This is a genomic window from Aquibaculum arenosum (assembly GCF_029222965.1).
GTDB lineage: Bacteria > Pseudomonadota > Alphaproteobacteria > Kiloniellales > DSM-21159 > Aquibaculum > Aquibaculum arenosum.
Window position 1 is genome coordinate 30,064 of sequence record NZ_JARHUD010000003.1, and the last position, 14,705, is coordinate 44,768.

The 14,705-nt window shown below is 65.9% G+C and carries 11 protein-coding genes; 3 read left to right on the forward strand and 8 right to left on the reverse strand.

From position 1 onward, the window contains the following. Positions 1–50 precede the first annotated feature (50 nt). From P2G67_RS05235 to P2G67_RS05265, 7 genes are all read right to left on the reverse strand, one after another. Positions 51–1,175, reverse strand: coding sequence for an ABC transporter permease (locus P2G67_RS05235; RefSeq protein WP_275820748.1), 1,125 nt, complete (start codon positions 1,173–1,175; stop codon positions 51–53). 4 nt (positions 1,176–1,179) lie between these two features. Then, positions 1,180–3,957, reverse strand: coding sequence for a ribosome-associated ATPase/putative transporter RbbA (gene rbbA, locus P2G67_RS05240; protein ID WP_275820750.1), 2,778 nt, complete (start codon positions 3,955–3,957; stop codon positions 1,180–1,182). Then, a complete protein-coding gene (locus P2G67_RS05245) occupies positions 3,954–5,024 on the reverse strand; it encodes an HlyD family secretion protein (RefSeq protein ID WP_275821462.1) in 1,071 nt (356 codons plus the stop codon). Before P2G67_RS05245 ends, rbbA begins: the two co-directional genes overlap by 4 nt. Positions 5,025–5,085: 61 nt before the next feature. Next, the gene (gene arcC / locus P2G67_RS05250) at positions 5,086–6,000 is read right to left on the reverse strand and encodes a carbamate kinase (RefSeq protein WP_275820752.1); all 915 of its coding nucleotides are present in this window, start codon (positions 5,998–6,000) and stop codon (positions 5,086–5,088) included. Position 6,001: 1 nt separating this feature from the next. Further along, complete coding sequence (gene argF / locus P2G67_RS05255) at positions 6,002–7,003, reverse strand: ornithine carbamoyltransferase (protein ID WP_275820754.1); 1,002 nt, start codon at positions 7,001–7,003, stop codon at positions 6,002–6,004. Between the two features lie 11 nt (positions 7,004–7,014). Then, positions 7,015–8,241, reverse strand: coding sequence for an arginine deiminase (gene arcA / locus P2G67_RS05260; protein ID WP_275820756.1), 1,227 nt, complete (start codon positions 8,239–8,241; stop codon positions 7,015–7,017). Positions 8,242–8,253: 12 nt separating this feature from the next. Then, positions 8,254–9,687: a YfcC family protein gene (locus tag P2G67_RS05265; protein ID WP_275820757.1), complete on the reverse strand. Its 1,434-nt coding sequence runs from the start codon at positions 9,685–9,687 to the stop codon at positions 8,254–8,256. Positions 9,688–9,890: 203 nt separating this feature from the next. Here P2G67_RS05265 and P2G67_RS05270 point away from each other — a divergent pair, with 203 nt between their 5' ends. Then, the gene (locus P2G67_RS05270; RefSeq protein ID WP_275820759.1) at positions 9,891–10,442 is read left to right on the forward strand and encodes an NADPH-dependent FMN reductase; all 552 of its coding nucleotides are present in this window, start codon (positions 9,891–9,893) and stop codon (positions 10,440–10,442) included. A gap of 253 nt (positions 10,443–10,695) precedes the next feature. Then, the gene (locus P2G67_RS05275; protein ID WP_275820761.1) at positions 10,696–12,060 is read left to right on the forward strand and encodes a UDP-glucose dehydrogenase family protein; all 1,365 of its coding nucleotides are present in this window, start codon (positions 10,696–10,698) and stop codon (positions 12,058–12,060) included. Positions 12,061–12,166: 106 nt separating this feature from the next. On the opposite strand, the gene P2G67_RS05280 is transcribed toward P2G67_RS05275, so the two are convergent. Continuing rightward, positions 12,167–13,300, reverse strand: a complete 1,134-nt coding sequence (locus P2G67_RS05280; protein WP_275820763.1) for a class I SAM-dependent methyltransferase — start codon at positions 13,298–13,300, stop codon at positions 12,167–12,169. Positions 13,301–13,458: 158 nt separating this feature from the next. On the opposite strand from P2G67_RS05280, the gene P2G67_RS05285 reads away from it, so the two are divergent. Further along, positions 13,459–14,484 (forward strand): GlxA family transcriptional regulator, encoded by a 1,026-nt coding sequence (locus P2G67_RS05285; RefSeq protein WP_275820765.1) that lies wholly within the window; start codon positions 13,459–13,461, stop codon positions 14,482–14,484. Positions 14,485–14,705 lie beyond the last annotated feature (221 nt).

Here is a 14,705-nt window from a genome sequence, read left to right on the forward strand (position 1 = left end):
CTCGCACGTCAGCATAGCAGAGCAACCGCACAAGGCGCGGCACTGCCTGCTCAAGCCAGGCTGCCGATGGTCTTGCGGAAGTGGGAGAGGGTGTAGGCGAAGAGCAGTCCACCGATGAGAATCAGCGCCAGGAACTGCGGCCAGACCAGGGCGAAGCCGGCGCCCCGGAAGAGGATCGCCTGAGCCAGCATGACGAAGTGGGTGGTGGGGGCGCCCAGCATGATGAACTGGACGATCTCCGGCATGCTCTCGCGCGGCGTGCTGCCGCCCGAAAGCATCTGCAGCGGCAACAGCACCAGGATCAAGAGCATGCCGAACTGCGGCATGGAACGCGCCAGGGTGGCAAGAAAGATGCCCAGGGCAGTGGTGGCAAAGAGGTGCAGCGCGGTTCCGGCGAGAAAGAGCGCGATGGAGCCCTCGATCGGCACCTCCATCAGCCCCTGCACCACGACGGCAAGGGAAAAGCTGGCGGCCACCAGCACCACCAGCCCCATGGAGAGCACCTTGCTGGTCATGATCTCGAAGGGCGTGACCGGCATGACCAACAGATGCTCGATGGTGCCATGCTCGCGCTCGCGGATCAGCGCAGCGCCGGTCAGGATGATCGAGAGCATGGTGACATTGTTGATCACCTGCACGATGCCGCCGAACCAAGCCGGGTTGAGCTCCGGATTGAAGCGCGCCCGCTCGACCAGTGTCACCGGCAGCTCAGGCACGGCGCGATAGCCCTGGGCAAACTCCTGGACTTCGGCACTCACGATGCTGCTGACGTAGCCGGTGCCGGTGAAGGCCTGACTCATGCGCGTGGCATCGACGTTGAGCTGAACCGCCGGATTGCGCCCCGCCAGCATGTCGCGCTGAAACTCTGCGGGAATGTTGAGCGCGAAAGTGTCCAGCCCCGCATCCATGCGCGCGTCCATTTCCGCATGGTCGATCAGCGATGGCTCCAGGAAGAAGGGCGGATAGAAGGCGTCGATGATGCGAAAGGAGAGCGGCGAGCGATCCTCATCGATGATGGCGATGGGCGCCTTGTTCAAGGTCTCCGGCATGGCGGTGGCCGCGGTGTAGACCGAGAAGCTGAAGGAATAGACGATCAGCACCAGCATGACCGGGTCGCGCAGCAGGCCGCGCAGCTCCTTCATCCCCAGAAACCAGATATTGGCCAGGCTGCGCATGGCCTCAGCGCTCCTGCTTCTTCAACAGCACAACACTGAGCCCGATCAGCACCGGCACAGCGATGAGCAGCGGCACGAAGGCCGCCTTCAGGTCGGCAAAGCCCAAGCCCTTGGCGAAGGTGCCCCGCGCGATGGTGAGGTGGTGCGTGGTGGGATAGAGCGCGCCGATCACCGCACCGGCCCCTTCTAGGGAGGAGACGGGGTCGATCATGCCCGAGAACTGCACCGCCGGAAGCATGGTCAGGACCGCCGTTCCAAAAAGCGCGGCAATCTGGCTGCGCATGAAAGAGGAGATGAGCAAGCCGATGGCGGTCGTGGCGCTGACGTAGATCAGGGTTGCCAGCAGCAGCGTGAGGAAGCTTCCGGTCATGGGCACGCCGAAGAGGGTGACCGCCAGGACCCAAAGCGTCAGGAAGTTCACCATCGCCAGCGCGATGTAAGGCAGCTGCTTGCCGATGAGAAACTCGAGGCGCGTCACCGGTGTGACGTAGAGATTGACGATAGAGCCCAGTTCCTTCTCCCGAACCACGCTCATCGCCGCCAGCATGGCGGGAAAGAGGACCAGCAGGATCGGGATGACGGCCGGGACGATCGACACCAGGCTTTCCACGTTCGGATTGTAGCGATAGCGCGTCTCGATGGTGAAAAGCTCGGCAGACTGGTTGGCAGCCTGGCTTTCAGCCAGCCGCTGGCTCAGCCAGTGGGCATGCATGCCCTGGACGTAGCCGCGCACCGTCTCGGCCTGCTGCGGCATGGAGCCGTCGATCCAGGCGCCGATCTCCACCGCGCGCCCCCGCGCGACGTCACGGCCAAAGCCGGGCGGAATCTCGAGCGCAAGACTGATCTCGCCGCTGCGCATGCGCGCGTCCAGCTCGGCGTGACTGGCAAGCGGCGCGCGCTCGATGAAGTAGCGCGATCCGGACAGGCCGAGCGTGTACTCGCGGCTGGTGGTGGTCTGATCGCGGTCGAGCACGGCAAAGGTGAGATCCTCCACATCCATGGTGATTCCGTAGCCCATGATGAACAGCAGCAGCACGCTGCCGAGCAGGGCCAGGGTGGCGCGGATGGGGTCACGGCGTAGTTCCAGGGCTTCGCGCCGCGTGTAGCTGAACAGCCGGCGCGGGTCGAAAGAACGCTCGGGCGCACTTTCCGCCGCGGCGGTGGCGGGAACGTCGAAGGACGCCGTAGCGCGGGTGCCCTCCTTACCCTCTTCGCCCTCCTCCTCCACGGCCTTTAGCAGATAGTGGACGAAGGCCTCTTCCAGTGTCTTGGAGTTGCTCCTTTCCTGGAGTGCCGCCGGCGTGTCGCTCACCAGCACTTCGCCCGCGTGCATCAGGGAGATGCGGTCGCAGCGTTCGGCCTCGTTCATGAAGTGGGTCGAAACAAAGATGGTGACGCCATCGCGGCGCGAGAGTTCGATCAGGTGCCGCCAGAAGGCATCGCGCGCCACCGGGTCCACGCCTGAGGTGGGCTCGTCCAGGATCAAGAGCTCCGGCTCGTGGATCAGCGCCACCGCCAAGGAGAGGCGCTGGCGCAGACCCAGCGGCAGCTTCCCCGGCAGGACGTCGAGAATCTCGTTCAGTTCGAAGCGCCCGGCCAGCGTGGCCACTCGTTCCGGGATCCGCGCCGCCGGCACCTGGAAGAGGCGCGCGTGGAGTGCCAGGTTCTGGCGCACGCTCAGTTCGCCATAGAGCGAGAAGCTCTGGGTCATGTAGCCGACCCGGCGGCGGGCCGCGATGTCCTGGGCATCCACCTGCTGCCCGAAGAGCCAGGCCTCGCCTTCACTGGCTGGCAGCAGCCCGGTCAGGATCTTCATGGTCGTGGTCTTGCCGCAACCATTGGAGCCGAGAAAGCCGAAGATCTCCCCGCGGCGGATGCGGAAGGTGACCTGGTCCACAGCGACGAAATCGCCGAAACGTTTGGTCAGGTCGCGCGCCTCGATTGCTACCGGGGCGTCCTCTCCTGCGGGACGCGGCGTGATCTCCACCGGCTTGTGCAGCCGGCGCTTCTCCTCGGGCAGCAAGGCTATAAAAGCAGCCTCGAGTGAGGCGGCACCGCTGGCCTCCTGGATATCCTGCGGGCTGCCCTGGGCAAGCAGGCGTCCCTCATCCATGGCGAAGAGCCAGTCGAAGCGCGCGGCTTCTTCCGTATAGGCCGTGGCCACCAGCAGGCTCATGCCCGGCCGCTGGCTGCGGATATGCTCGATCAACTCCCAGAACTGGCGGCGGGAGAGTGGATCGACGCCCGTGGTCGGCTCGTCGAGAATCAGGAGATCGGGGTCGTGAATCAGGGCGCAGCAAAGGCTGAGCTTCTGCTTCATACCGCCCGAGAGCTTGCCGGCCGGCCGATCGGGAAAAGGCGCCAGACCCGTGGCCTCGAGCAGGAGGGCGATGCGTCGCGCACGCTCGGCCCTGCTGTGGCCGAAGAGGCGACCGAAGAAGTCGACATTCTCGAAGACCGAAAGGGTCGGATAGAGGTTGCGGCCCAGCCCCTGGGGCATGTAGGCGATGCGCGGCCCCAGCGCGCGTCGCTGGGCCGCGTCGGCCATATCGCAGCCGAGCACCTCGACCTGGCCCTTCTGAATCTGCCGTGCGCCTGCAATCAGGGCCAGCAGGCTCGACTTGCCCACCCCGTCCGGTCCGATGAGCCCGACCATCTGCCCCGCCGGCACCGCAAGGCTGACACCGTCAAGGGCTAGGGTGCGCCCGTAGGCCAGCGTTACGTCTTGCAGCGTGGCGACCGGCGGAAGCTGCGCCGACCCGGAAACGGCGGCGCTGCTCATGGCTGCAGGGTGAGCGCCAGCCAGTCGGGCCAGGCTGCCTCGGGGTTGAGACGGATGTAGGCCACGCCCGGCAGTCCGGTCTTCACCTGAGTGATGTGCTCTTCCAACAAGTGCGGGTCGATGCGCGCGCGCACGCGAAACATCAGCTTCTCCCGCTCGTCCGCGGTTTCGACCGTTCTCGGCGTGAACTGCGCCACGTCGGCGACGAAGCTGACCCGTGCCGGTATGACATGCTCTGGCGCGGCATCCATCACCAGGCGCACCTCGCTGCCGATGGCCACCCGCCCCGCCTGACCCGTGGGCAGGAAGACCGTCATATAGACGTCCGCCAGGTCCACCAGATTGAGCACCCGCCCACCGGCCGGCAGGACTTCGCCGAGCTGGGCCACGCGGTACTGTACCCGGCCGTTACGCGGTGCGCGCAGCAGGCTGTCGTCGATGTCTGCCTGGACGCGCTCAATCGTGGCAGCCACCGCCTCCACCTCGGCTTCGGCATCCACGATGCGGGCTTCAGCCGCAGCGATCGCCGCTTCCGCCGCTGCCACCTGGGCTTCTGCTGCGCTCACCGCAGCACGAGCGCCTTGCGTCTGGGCACGGTCATCATCCAGGCGCTGCGTCGGCACCGTGCCCCGCGGCGCCAGTTCTTCTGAGCGTGCAAGGCGCCGCTCAGCCGCGTCGAGCTCCGCTTCGCGCTGAGCCACCACGGATTCCGCCGCGGCCTTCTCGGCACGTCGCTGGGTCACCAAGCTGCCTGCGGTCCCGACTGCAATCTCGGCACGCCGGAGCTGTGCCTGTGCTTCGCGCAACTGGGCATCGAGCGTCGCGGTGTCCATGCGCGCCAGCACCTGACCCGCTTCGACGAAATCCCCTTCGTTCGCCAGAATCTCGGTGATCCGGCCCGGCGTTCTTGTGGCGACATCGATCTCCACCGCCTCGATGCGCCCATTGCCGCTGGCGAAACCGGCCGGCAGCTCCTGATCGCCGAGGCCCTGCCAAAGATAGGCGCCTGCGGCGAGCACCAGAACCAAGAGCAGCAACAGGATCCAGCTTTTGCCGGAAAGCCGCATCACGAAACCCCGCCCAGAAGAAAGAACCAGCGCCGACAGTGCGAGCGGACTGTCGAGGCCGTCAAGACGCGCGCTGCACCAGCGTACCGCTGCGCCCCTCCAGAATCGCCCGCGCCTCCTCAAGCCGGCCGATCCCGGCCATTCGGCCAGGGACGGCTGCGAAGCTGCTGGCCGCCTCCACCTTCGGGCCCATGGACCCGGCCGGGAACTGCATGCGCGCCAGTTCATCCGGCGTGGCCCTGCGCAGCGGGCGCTGCTCGGCCGTACCCCAGTCGAGGAAGACCGCTTCGACATCGGTCAGCATGAGGAAGGCATCCGCCTCCAGTTCACGGGCGAGCAGCCCGGCCGCGTGATCCTTGTCGATCACAGCCTCGACCCCTTCCATTTCGCCGGCATCGTTGCGCACCACCGGAATGCCGCCGCCGCCGGCACAGACGACGATGACGCCGCCTTCGACCAGCAGCCGGATGGCTTCAATCTGTGTGATGCGTTTGGGCGCCGGTGAAGGGACCACGCGCCGCCAACTGCCCGGCTTCTCCTCGACCAGCGGCCAGTCATGGGCGCTGCGCAGCCGTTCGGCGGCCGCGTCATCATAAACCGGGCCGATGGGCTTTTCCGGCTTCAGGAATGCGCGATCACCACGGTCCACCTCGATCTGAGTCAGCAGGGTCGCACAGTTTCGCTCCGGCGGCAGAGCATTGACCAGTTCCTGCTCGACCAGATAGCCGATCATGCCGACGCTCTCGGCCCCGAGAATATCAAGCGGATAGGGCTCCACGTCCTGATAGGCAGCGGCCTGCAGGGCCAGCAGGCCGACCTGCGGCCCGTTGCCGTGCGCCACGATGATCTCGTGGTCGCGCGCCAGGTCGGCCAGCGCCCGGGCGGCGTGACGCACATTGCTGCGCTGCACCTCGGCGGTCATGGGCTCGCCCCGCTTGAGCAAGGCGTTGCCACCCAGTGCAACCACGATGCGCATCTCAGCCCCCTATGGTGGCGGTCAGAACCGCCTTGATGGTGTGCATTCGGTTCTCCGCCTGGTCGAAGACCACGGAGGCTTCCGACTCGAAGACCTCCTCGCTCACCTCCATGCAGTCGATCCCGAACTGCTGGAAGATCTTCTCGCCGATCTCGGTTTCCCGGTTATGGAAGGCCGGCAGGCAGTGCAGGAACTTGGCATGGGGATTGCCGGTGGCTGCCATGATCTCCGAGGTCACGCGGTAGGGCGTGAGCAGCTTGATCCGCTCCTCCCAGACCGAGTCCGGCTCACCCATGGAGACCCAGACGTCGGTGTAGACGTAGTCGCAGCCCTTCGCGGCCTCCTTGGGGTCCTCGGTCAGGGTGATCTTCGCCCCAGTCTGCTGCGCGATCGCACGGCAGTGATCGACCAGTTCCTGGTCCGGCCAGCAGGCTTTCGGTGCGCCAAGGCGCACATCCATGCCGATCTGCGCCGCCCCGGCCATCAGCGAATTTCCCATGTTGTTGCCGGCATCGCCCAGAAAGCAGAAGGTGATCTGCGAAAGATGCTTGCGGGTGTACTCGCGCATGGTGAGGAAGTCGGCGAGGATCTGCGTGGGGTGAAACTCATCGGTCAAACCGTTGTAGACCGGCACCCCGGCGTGGCGTGCGAGCTCCTCTGCCATGCTGTGCCCGAAGCCGCGGTATTCGATGGCATCATAGACGCGGCCGAGCACCCGCGCGGTGTCCTTCATCGATTCCTTCTTGCCGATCTGCGTGCCCGTGGGCCCGAGATAGGTGACGTGCGCGCCCTGGTCGTAGGCGGCGACCTCGAAGCCGGTACGGGTGCGGGTCGAGTCCTTCTCGAAGATCAGCGCGATGTTCTTGCCTTTGAGCCTCTGCTGCTCGTAGCCGCCGTACTTGGCCTGCTTGAGCGAGGCGGAGAGCTTGAGGAGAAAGCGGATCTCCTGCGGCGTGAAATCGAGCAGCTTGAGAAAGCTGCGACCGTGCAGGTTCACAGGCATGGTGTGCTCCCTCAGATTGGATCGCGGATCAATGGGCAGGTCATGCAGTGGCCACCGCCACGGCCGCGCCCCAGCTCAGCGCCCGGCACCGTGATCACCTCAACCCCCGCCTTGCGCAGCAGAGTGTTGGTGTAGACGTTGCGGTCGTAGCCGACGACCACACCGGGCTCGAGGGCGATCACGTTGTTGCCGTCGTCCCACTGCTCGCGCTCACGGACATAGGCGTCACCGCCGGTCTGCACCACGCGCAGCTGCTTGAAACCCAGCGCCTCGGCCACGACCTCGGTCAGCGGCCGCTCTTCCGCCCGCACGTCGATCCGCCCCGGCTTATCTCCCGGACGCAGGGAAAAGGCCTGAATGGCGTCCACCACACCGGAGAACACCGTCACCAGATCGCGGTCACAGAAGGTAAAGACCGTATCGAGGTGCATGCTGGCGCGCTCGATGGGCAGGCGACAGGCAATGACCCGCTTGGCCGCCCCTTGGGCGAAAAGCGCCCGGGCAATCTGTCCGGTGGCGTGCGCCGTCGTGCGCTCGCCCATGCCGATCAGGACGGTGCGATTGCCGATGGGCATGATGTCGCCGCCCTCGGCCGTGGCCTTGCCGAAGCTCTGATCGGGGTCGCCCCACCAGACCGGGAAGCCGGCGTCACGGAAGTCGGGGTGGAAACGATAAATCGCGGCAATGTTGACCGTTTCCAGCTGCCGGGCGTTCCACTTCATGGGGTTGAGCGTCACCCCCTCGTAGATCCAGCAGGTCGTGTCCCGGGTGAAGAGGTGGTTGGGCAGGGGCGGCAGGATGAATTCCTCCGGTGCCAGCACCGCGGCCACCACACTGTCGGCCGCCACCGGCAGTTCCGCCTTGCTCATCCCGCCGATGAGCAGACCCGAGAGCCGGTCGGCATCCATTTCCATCAGGTAGGCGTGGAGATCGTCAGCCAGGCCGACGCCGACCCTGTTGTCATTCACCCGGCGGTCGAGCAGCCAGCGCCGGGCGTCCGGGATCTTCATGGTCTCGGTCAAAAGCTCGCGCAGAAAGACCACCTCAACCCCTCGGTGGCGCATGGCATCGACAAAGGTGAGGTGCTCCACCCGAGCCTGCTTGACCCAGATCACGTCGTCGAACAGCAACGCCTCCCGGTTCGCGGGCGTCAGCCGGGCCAGCGCCGTGCCGGGGCGGTGCACCAGGACGCGGCGCAGCTTTCCAACTTCCGAGTGTACGCCATAGGTCTGTGCCATCGTTGAGGCTCCTTAGAACAGGGCGGCGAGACTGAGGCACGCCATGATGATGACGGTCAGTATCAGCAGCAGCGGCCACATAAAGCGCAGCCAGCGCTCATAAGGCAGGCGGGCAATCGCCAATCCCCCCATGACGACGGCGAAGGTGGGGTTGATCAGGTTCACCAGGCCATTGGCGGACTGATAGGCCGTGACCACGAGGTGGCGACCAACGCCGGCGAAATCCGCGACCGGTGCCAGGATTGGCATGCTGAGCACCGCCAGGCCCGAGGATGAGGGCACGAAGAAGGACAGCCCCACCTCCAGCCAGTAGATGACGTTGATGAACATCACCTCGGAGAGTCCGGACACCGCCAGTTCGGCCGAGTGCAGGATCGTGTCGGTGATCCGGCCATCGTCCATGACCACGACGATGCCGCGGGCCAGGCCGATGATCAGCGCCACACCGACAAGGTCCCGAACCCCGGATAGGAAGGACTCGACAAACTGCTCCTCGCCAGGGCGTGCGATCAGGCCGACCAGAATGGCAGCCCCCAGGAAGAGCGCCGTCATCTCGCCCATCCACCAGCCCGCGAAAAGAACACCCCAGACCATGACCGCAAAGGTCAGGCCAAAGATGGCCAGCACGATCTTGTGCAGCCCGGTGAACTCGGGGTTCTCCTCCTGGTCGCGGGGCACGAGGAAGTGGCGCTCATGCTCCTGCTTGCGGTCATAGACCAGAGAGCGAGACGGATCGGCGCGGACCTGTTCGGCGTAGCGCATGACATAGAGGACGCAGCCCAACCAGCAGAGCCCCAGGATGACGAAGCGCAGCACAATGCCCTGAGTAAAGGGAATGCCAGCGGCGTCCGCCGCGATAACCGTGGCGAAGGCGTTCACCGTCGATCCCAGAACGCCGACGCCGGCCCCTAACAGAATCACCGCCACGGCCGTGACCACGTCATAGCGCGCCGCCAGCATGATTGGGATGAGCAGGGGGTAGAAGGCCAGCGTCTCTTCGGCCATGCCGTAGGTGGTGCCGCCGAAGGCAAAGAGGCCCATGAGAACGGGAATCATCCACTTCTCTCGCCCGCGCAGCGACAGCATGGCTCGCTCGATCCCGGTGGTGATCGCCCCGGTTGCGGTCACGACGCCGATGAAGCCGCCGATGATGAGCACGAAGAGTGCGACGTCGATGGCATTGGCCTCGTAGCTGACCGGGTCATAGAGCCCGGCGATGGGCGCCATGAGAACGTCGATCAGGCCTTGCGGGTTCGCCTCCGCTTCGGAATAGGTCCCGGCCAGCGGGGCATCTCGGCCGAGTTCCTCGTTGTAGGCGCGCTCATACTGGCCCGCGGGGATGATCCAGGTGAGAATGGCCACCAGGATGATGAGGCCGAAGAGGATGCTGTAGGCCGTAGGAAACCTCGGGCCGCGTTTTTCCGTTCCTTCGCTGGACTGCGCCATCGGTCCCTCCCTGAAAACTTGTACAACGACGGGCGACCCTTCGCGCCGCACGCAGCCGGGCCGCCCGCAGCGTTGAGGCTAACAGAGTCAGCCACTGACCCTTTGCGGTAGATCAAAGGGAGGCAGGGGCCCTCGCGATGACCTGTTGCCAGGCGCCGGCGCGGCATGGGAGTCTGTCGTGCAAAGGCGCAAAAGGAGACCCCATGACCACCATCCTCGGCCTTTCCGGCAGTTTGAGGCAGGCCTCCCTGAACCGGGCACTGCTGCGCGCCGCAGCGGAACTCATGCCGGAGGGCGCGACGCTGGACGTTCAGGGGATTGAGGGGATTCAGCTCTACGACGCGGATGTGGAAGCAGCCGAGGGCCTGCCGCCCGCGGTGGTGGCGCTCAAGCGCCGCCTCCGGGCCGCGGATGGGCTGCTGCTGGCGACGCCGGAGTACAACAATTCGATCCCCGGTGTCTTCAAGAATGCCATCGACTGGCTGAGCCGCCCGCCGGGCGAGGTCTCCGCGCACTTCGCCGGCAAGCCCGTGGCGGTGATCGGCGCCTCACCCGGCGGCTTCGGCACCATTTTGGCGCAGGGCGCCTGGCTGCCCGTGCTGCGCACGCTCGGCACCCGCCCCTGGTTCGGCAAGAAGCTCATGCTCGCCCGGGCCGACAGCCTGATGGACGAAACCCACAGCCTCACCGACGCCGCCGCCCGCGAGAAACTGTCGGCCTTTCTGGAGGGCTTCGTGGCATTCGTGAGGGAGTGAGGGGGAGAAGCAGATAGCCCAGGGCGAAGGGCAGCATTGCCTCATGTTGTAAAAGCGCAGGCTCCTCTAACGGGGGGGGGGGGGTGACCAGCGCTATGAATTTCCCCTACCTCTCTGCGGGAGCATCGTTATGCTTGCCTTCCGCCATAGGACGGGCCCGTAGCAAAGGGTTCTCGTGGGCCGCTCGCTCAGCGCATACAGGAGATTGAGCACCCGTGACGGGATATTGTAGCCAGAAAGGGACCTGCGCAGCATGAAGATCGCCATGATTGGCACCGGTTATGTCGGACTCGTCTCCGGCGTCTGCTTTTCCGATTTCGGCCACGAGGTGGTCTGCATCGACAAAGATCCGGCCAAGATCGCCCGCCTGGAGAAGGGCGAGGTGCCGATCTTTGAGGCGGGGCTGGATGCGGTGATGGCCCGCAATGTGGAGGCCGGGCGGCTTTCCTTCACCGCCGACACCACCCGCGGCGTCGCCGGGGCCGATGCGGTCTTCATCGCGGTCGGCACGCCCAGCCGCCGCGGCGACGGCCATGCCGACCTCAGCTATGTGCTGGCGGCCGCCGAGTCGGTGGGCCGGGCGCTCACCGGCTATGCGGTGGTGGTGACCAAGTCCACCGTCCCTGTCGGCACGAACCGCAAGGTGGCCGAGGCGATCCGCGCCGTGGCGCCCGAGGCCCGGTTCGACGTCGCCTCCAATCCCGAGTTCCTGCGCGAGGGTGCGGCGATCGACGATTTTATGCGACCCGACCGTGTGGTGGTCGGCGTCGAGTCGGAGCGTGCGCGCGAGGTGATGCAGCAGGTCTACCGCCCTCTCTACCTGCGCGACTTCCCGATCGTCTACACCGACCTGGAAAGCGCGGAGATGATCAAGTACGCGGCCAATGCCTTCCTCGCGACCAAGATCAGCTTCATCAACGAGATCGCCGCACTGTGCGAACGGGTCGGCGCCGACGTTAAGGCCGTGGCCAAGGGCATCGGGCTGGACGGGCGCATCGGCAACAAGTTCTTGCACGCCGGGCCCGGCTACGGCGGCTCCTGCTTTCCCAAGGACACCCGCGCGCTCGCCCGCATCGGGCAGGAGCATGGCGTGCCTCAGCGCCTGACCGAGGCGGTGATCGCCGTCAATGACGAGGTCAAGCGCCGCATGGTGGAGAAGGTCTGCGAGCTCTGCGGCGGCTCGGTCAACGGCAAGGCGGTGGCGGTGCTGGGCGTCACCTTCAAGCCCAACACCGACGACATGCGCGAGTCCCCGGCGCTGACCATCGTGCCGGCGCTGGTGGGCGGCGGTGCCCGGGTGCGGGTGGTCGACCCGCAAGGCCGCCGCGAGGGCGAGGCACTGCTGCCGGGCGTCACCTGGGAGAGCGACCCCTATGTGGCGGCCGAAGGGGCGGAGGCTCTCATCATCATCACGCCGTGGAACGAGTTCCGCGCTCTCGACTTGGGCCGCCTCGCGGAGGGCATGGCCGTGCCGCGCATGGCCGACCTGCGCAACATCTATGAGCCGCGGGACGTCTACGAGGCAGGCTTCCTCAGTTACGTGTCCGTCGGGCGCAGCCTGGACCGGTCGCAGTTCCTTCCTGATGCAGAGCAGAAACGCGCCGCTTCCGCGGAGTGAAGCACGGCAAGCGCCGCCCCGGCTCCCTCGCGCAGGGAAGTCGGGGCGGCGAAGAGCCAGCGCAGTTTCCGTTTTTCTCAAGAGATACGCTGCACCGGCCTCCCCCTCACACCCGCGCGATGAACCAGACGTTCATGGGGTCGTGGGACAGGCGGTGGTGTTCGATGTCTTCGAAGCCGGCGGTGCGCAGGAAGCGCTCGGCGGTTTCCCAGCCCCACATGGTGCCCAGGCCTTCACCACCCTGACCGATCGAGATCGGGGTGCAGTGCACGGTGGACACCGCGTAGAGCAGGGTGGCGAAGGGGAAGTCGCGGTTGTTCTCCAGCTTGGCCGAAGCGCCGATGTCCTGCATCAGGTAGAGCCCGCCGGAGCGCAAGGAAGCATGCAGGCCGCGCAGGAACGCCTGGGGGTCCTTCTGGTCGTGCACCGCATCGAAGCTGGTGATGAGATCCCAGCGGCCCGGCTCCACATAGCCGGTCAGATCCCGGGCCTCGAAGGTGATATTGGTCAGCCCCTGAGCCTCGGCCTCCTTCCGGGCGAAGGCGATGGCATCGGCGCCCAGGTCGTAGCCGGTGAAGCGGCTGCGCGGGAAGCGCCGGGCCATGGCCAGGAGCGCCGCGCCGCGGCCGCAGCCGGCATCCAGCACCTCGATGCCCTCGGCCAGACGCAGCGGCAGTTCCGGGGCCAGCGGCAGGATGTGCTCGAAGAGCCCGGCAGTTACGGTCTGGCCGCTGTCCTCGGCCATGATCTGGTGGAAGCAAGGATAGTCCCCGTAGACCGTGCCCCGGCCGCTGCGGAAGTTCTCCAGAGTGCGTTCCTCCAGCCGGCCCAGGAGTGCGACATGCTGGGCATAGACCGCGAGATTGCCGAGCGCGCCTTCGCGGGTGAGCGAGGCGGCGTGTTCGGCCGGCAGGTGATAGCGACGGCTCTCCGGTGTGTAGTGCAGGATGCCGGCCACCACCATCACTGCCAGCCATTCGCGCAAATAGCGCTCAGTCAGGCCGGTGGCTTTCGCAAGTTCTACACTGGTCACATCCGGTAGAGCGGCCAGTTGGTCGAACAGGCCCAGGCGATGGCCGTGGGCGATCATCACCGCGGCGGCGCCGTGGTCGAGCAGACTGGCGACGTGGCCGAGGAAGTCTTCCGCACGGGCCGCATCGTAGGTCTCAGCCACAGCGGCCAGGGCGTCGCTCGCCTCGGCCTTGCTGGTATCGACGGATAGCGTTTCAAGCTGTGCCATGATGTCATTCCTTATGGCAGGTTTCGGTGCGACAGCGCTTACACCCGCCGCCCGAACGGCCGTGAGAGAGGGAGCGGACAAGAAAGAGGGATATCGGCCAGCAGCACCCGGGTTATGGTATTAACTTGCCGCGTGGCGCCCACCCTCGGACACGCTTGATGCCGCAATCACCACCCCTCATCCGGGTCAGTCTGCTGGCCCTGCCGGAATCCTATCCCGCCGTGCTCTACTGCCTGCACGAACTTCTCGGCTGCGTCGGCCGCACCTGGCAGAGTGTGACCGGCGAGCCCGAAGCCGCGGCCTGCCGCTTTGTGCCTTCCCTGGTTTCCCACAGCGGCCGGTCGCAGCGCTCGCCGCTCGGCTTGCCCATCGCCGTCGAGGCCGCGCTCGACGAAGGGCCGCCACCCGACATCGTCATCGTCACCGATCTGGGCATGACGAACGAGTCTCGCCCGCGCGGGCGCTGGCAGGAAGAGGTCGCTTGGTTGCGCCAAAGGCATGAGGCGGGCGCGGTGATCTGTTCCGTCTGCTCCGGCGCCCTCTTTCTCGCCGAGGCGGGCCTGCTCGATGAACTTGAGGCCACAACCCACTGGGCCGCAGCGGGCCTCTTTCGTCGTCACTATCCCCAGGTTCGCCTACGGGCCGAACGCATCCTCTGTCCCGCGGGCGAGGGGCAGCGGATCGTCACCGCGGGCGGCACCTCTTCCTGGACCGACCTGGCGCTCTATCTGGTGGCCCGCTTTGCCGGCGAAACCGAGGCTCGGCGCATGGCCCGAATCTTCATCATCGGCGACACCTCGGGCGGACAGCAGCCCTTCGCTGCATTGGCCCGTCCGCGCCAGCATGAGGACGCCGCCGTCGGCCGGGCCCAGACCTGGATCGCCCTCAACTACACCTGCACGCATCCGGTGACCCGCATGGCGGAGGTGGCCGGCCTGTCGGAGCGCACCTTCTCGCGCCGCTTTCGCAAGGCAACGGGCTACGCGCCGGTGGACTATGTTCAGGCCCTGCGCCTGGAGGAAGCCAAGCAGATGCTGGAGAGCAGCAACGCGCCGGTCGACGCGGTGGCGCTGGAAGTCGGCTATGCCGATCCAGCTTTCTTTCGCAGCCTCTTCAAGCGCGCCGTCGGCCTTTCCCCTGCCCGCTATCGTCAACGCTTTGCCCGTTTTTTCGGGCCGCGATGAGTGGGCGGCATGGGCACCTGGAGTTCTGTTTTTGCCAATAGACCGATTGACTCAAATCGGATTCGCAAAGCGTCCCAATTTAAGTCGCGAATCTGCTCTACACCCGTTATTCAAAGCGCGTTCGCCCAGTTGATCTGAGGGCTGCGCGTTACAGATACACCGCGATCCGCTCTGGTCGGGACTTGACGTTATGCTGTCGCTTACTAGTTGAATTGGTTCCG

Excerpts from the sequence above, each read along its gene's own strand:
- P2G67_RS05235 (WP_275820748.1), bottom strand. The coding sequence starts at position 1,175 with ATGCGCAGCCTGGCCAATATCTGGTTTCTGGGGATGAAGGAGCTGCGC.
- rbbA (WP_275820750.1), bottom strand. The coding sequence starts at position 3,957 with ATGAGCAGCGCCGCCGTTTCCGGGTCGGCGCAGCTTCCGCCGGTCGCC.
- P2G67_RS05245 (WP_275821462.1), bottom strand. The coding sequence starts at position 5,024 with ATGCGGCTTTCCGGCAAAAGCTGGATCCTGTTGCTGCTCTTGGTTCTG.
- arcC (WP_275820752.1), bottom strand. The coding sequence starts at position 6,000 with ATGCGCATCGTGGTTGCACTGGGTGGCAACGCCTTGCTCAAGCGGGGC.
- argF (WP_275820754.1), bottom strand. The coding sequence starts at position 7,003 with ATGCCTGTGAACCTGCACGGTCGCAGCTTTCTCAAGCTGCTCGATTTC.
- arcA (WP_275820756.1), bottom strand. The coding sequence starts at position 8,241 with ATGGCACAGACCTATGGCGTACACTCGGAAGTTGGAAAGCTGCGCCGC.
- P2G67_RS05265 (WP_275820757.1), bottom strand. The coding sequence starts at position 9,687 with ATGGCGCAGTCCAGCGAAGGAACGGAAAAACGCGGCCCGAGGTTTCCT.
- P2G67_RS05270 (WP_275820759.1), top strand. The coding sequence starts at position 9,891 with ATGACCACCATCCTCGGCCTTTCCGGCAGTTTGAGGCAGGCCTCCCTG.
- P2G67_RS05275 (WP_275820761.1), top strand. The coding sequence starts at position 10,696 with ATGAAGATCGCCATGATTGGCACCGGTTATGTCGGACTCGTCTCCGGC.
- P2G67_RS05280 (WP_275820763.1), bottom strand. The coding sequence starts at position 13,300 with ATGGCACAGCTTGAAACGCTATCCGTCGATACCAGCAAGGCCGAGGCG.
- P2G67_RS05285 (WP_275820765.1), top strand. The coding sequence starts at position 13,459 with ATGCCGCAATCACCACCCCTCATCCGGGTCAGTCTGCTGGCCCTGCCG.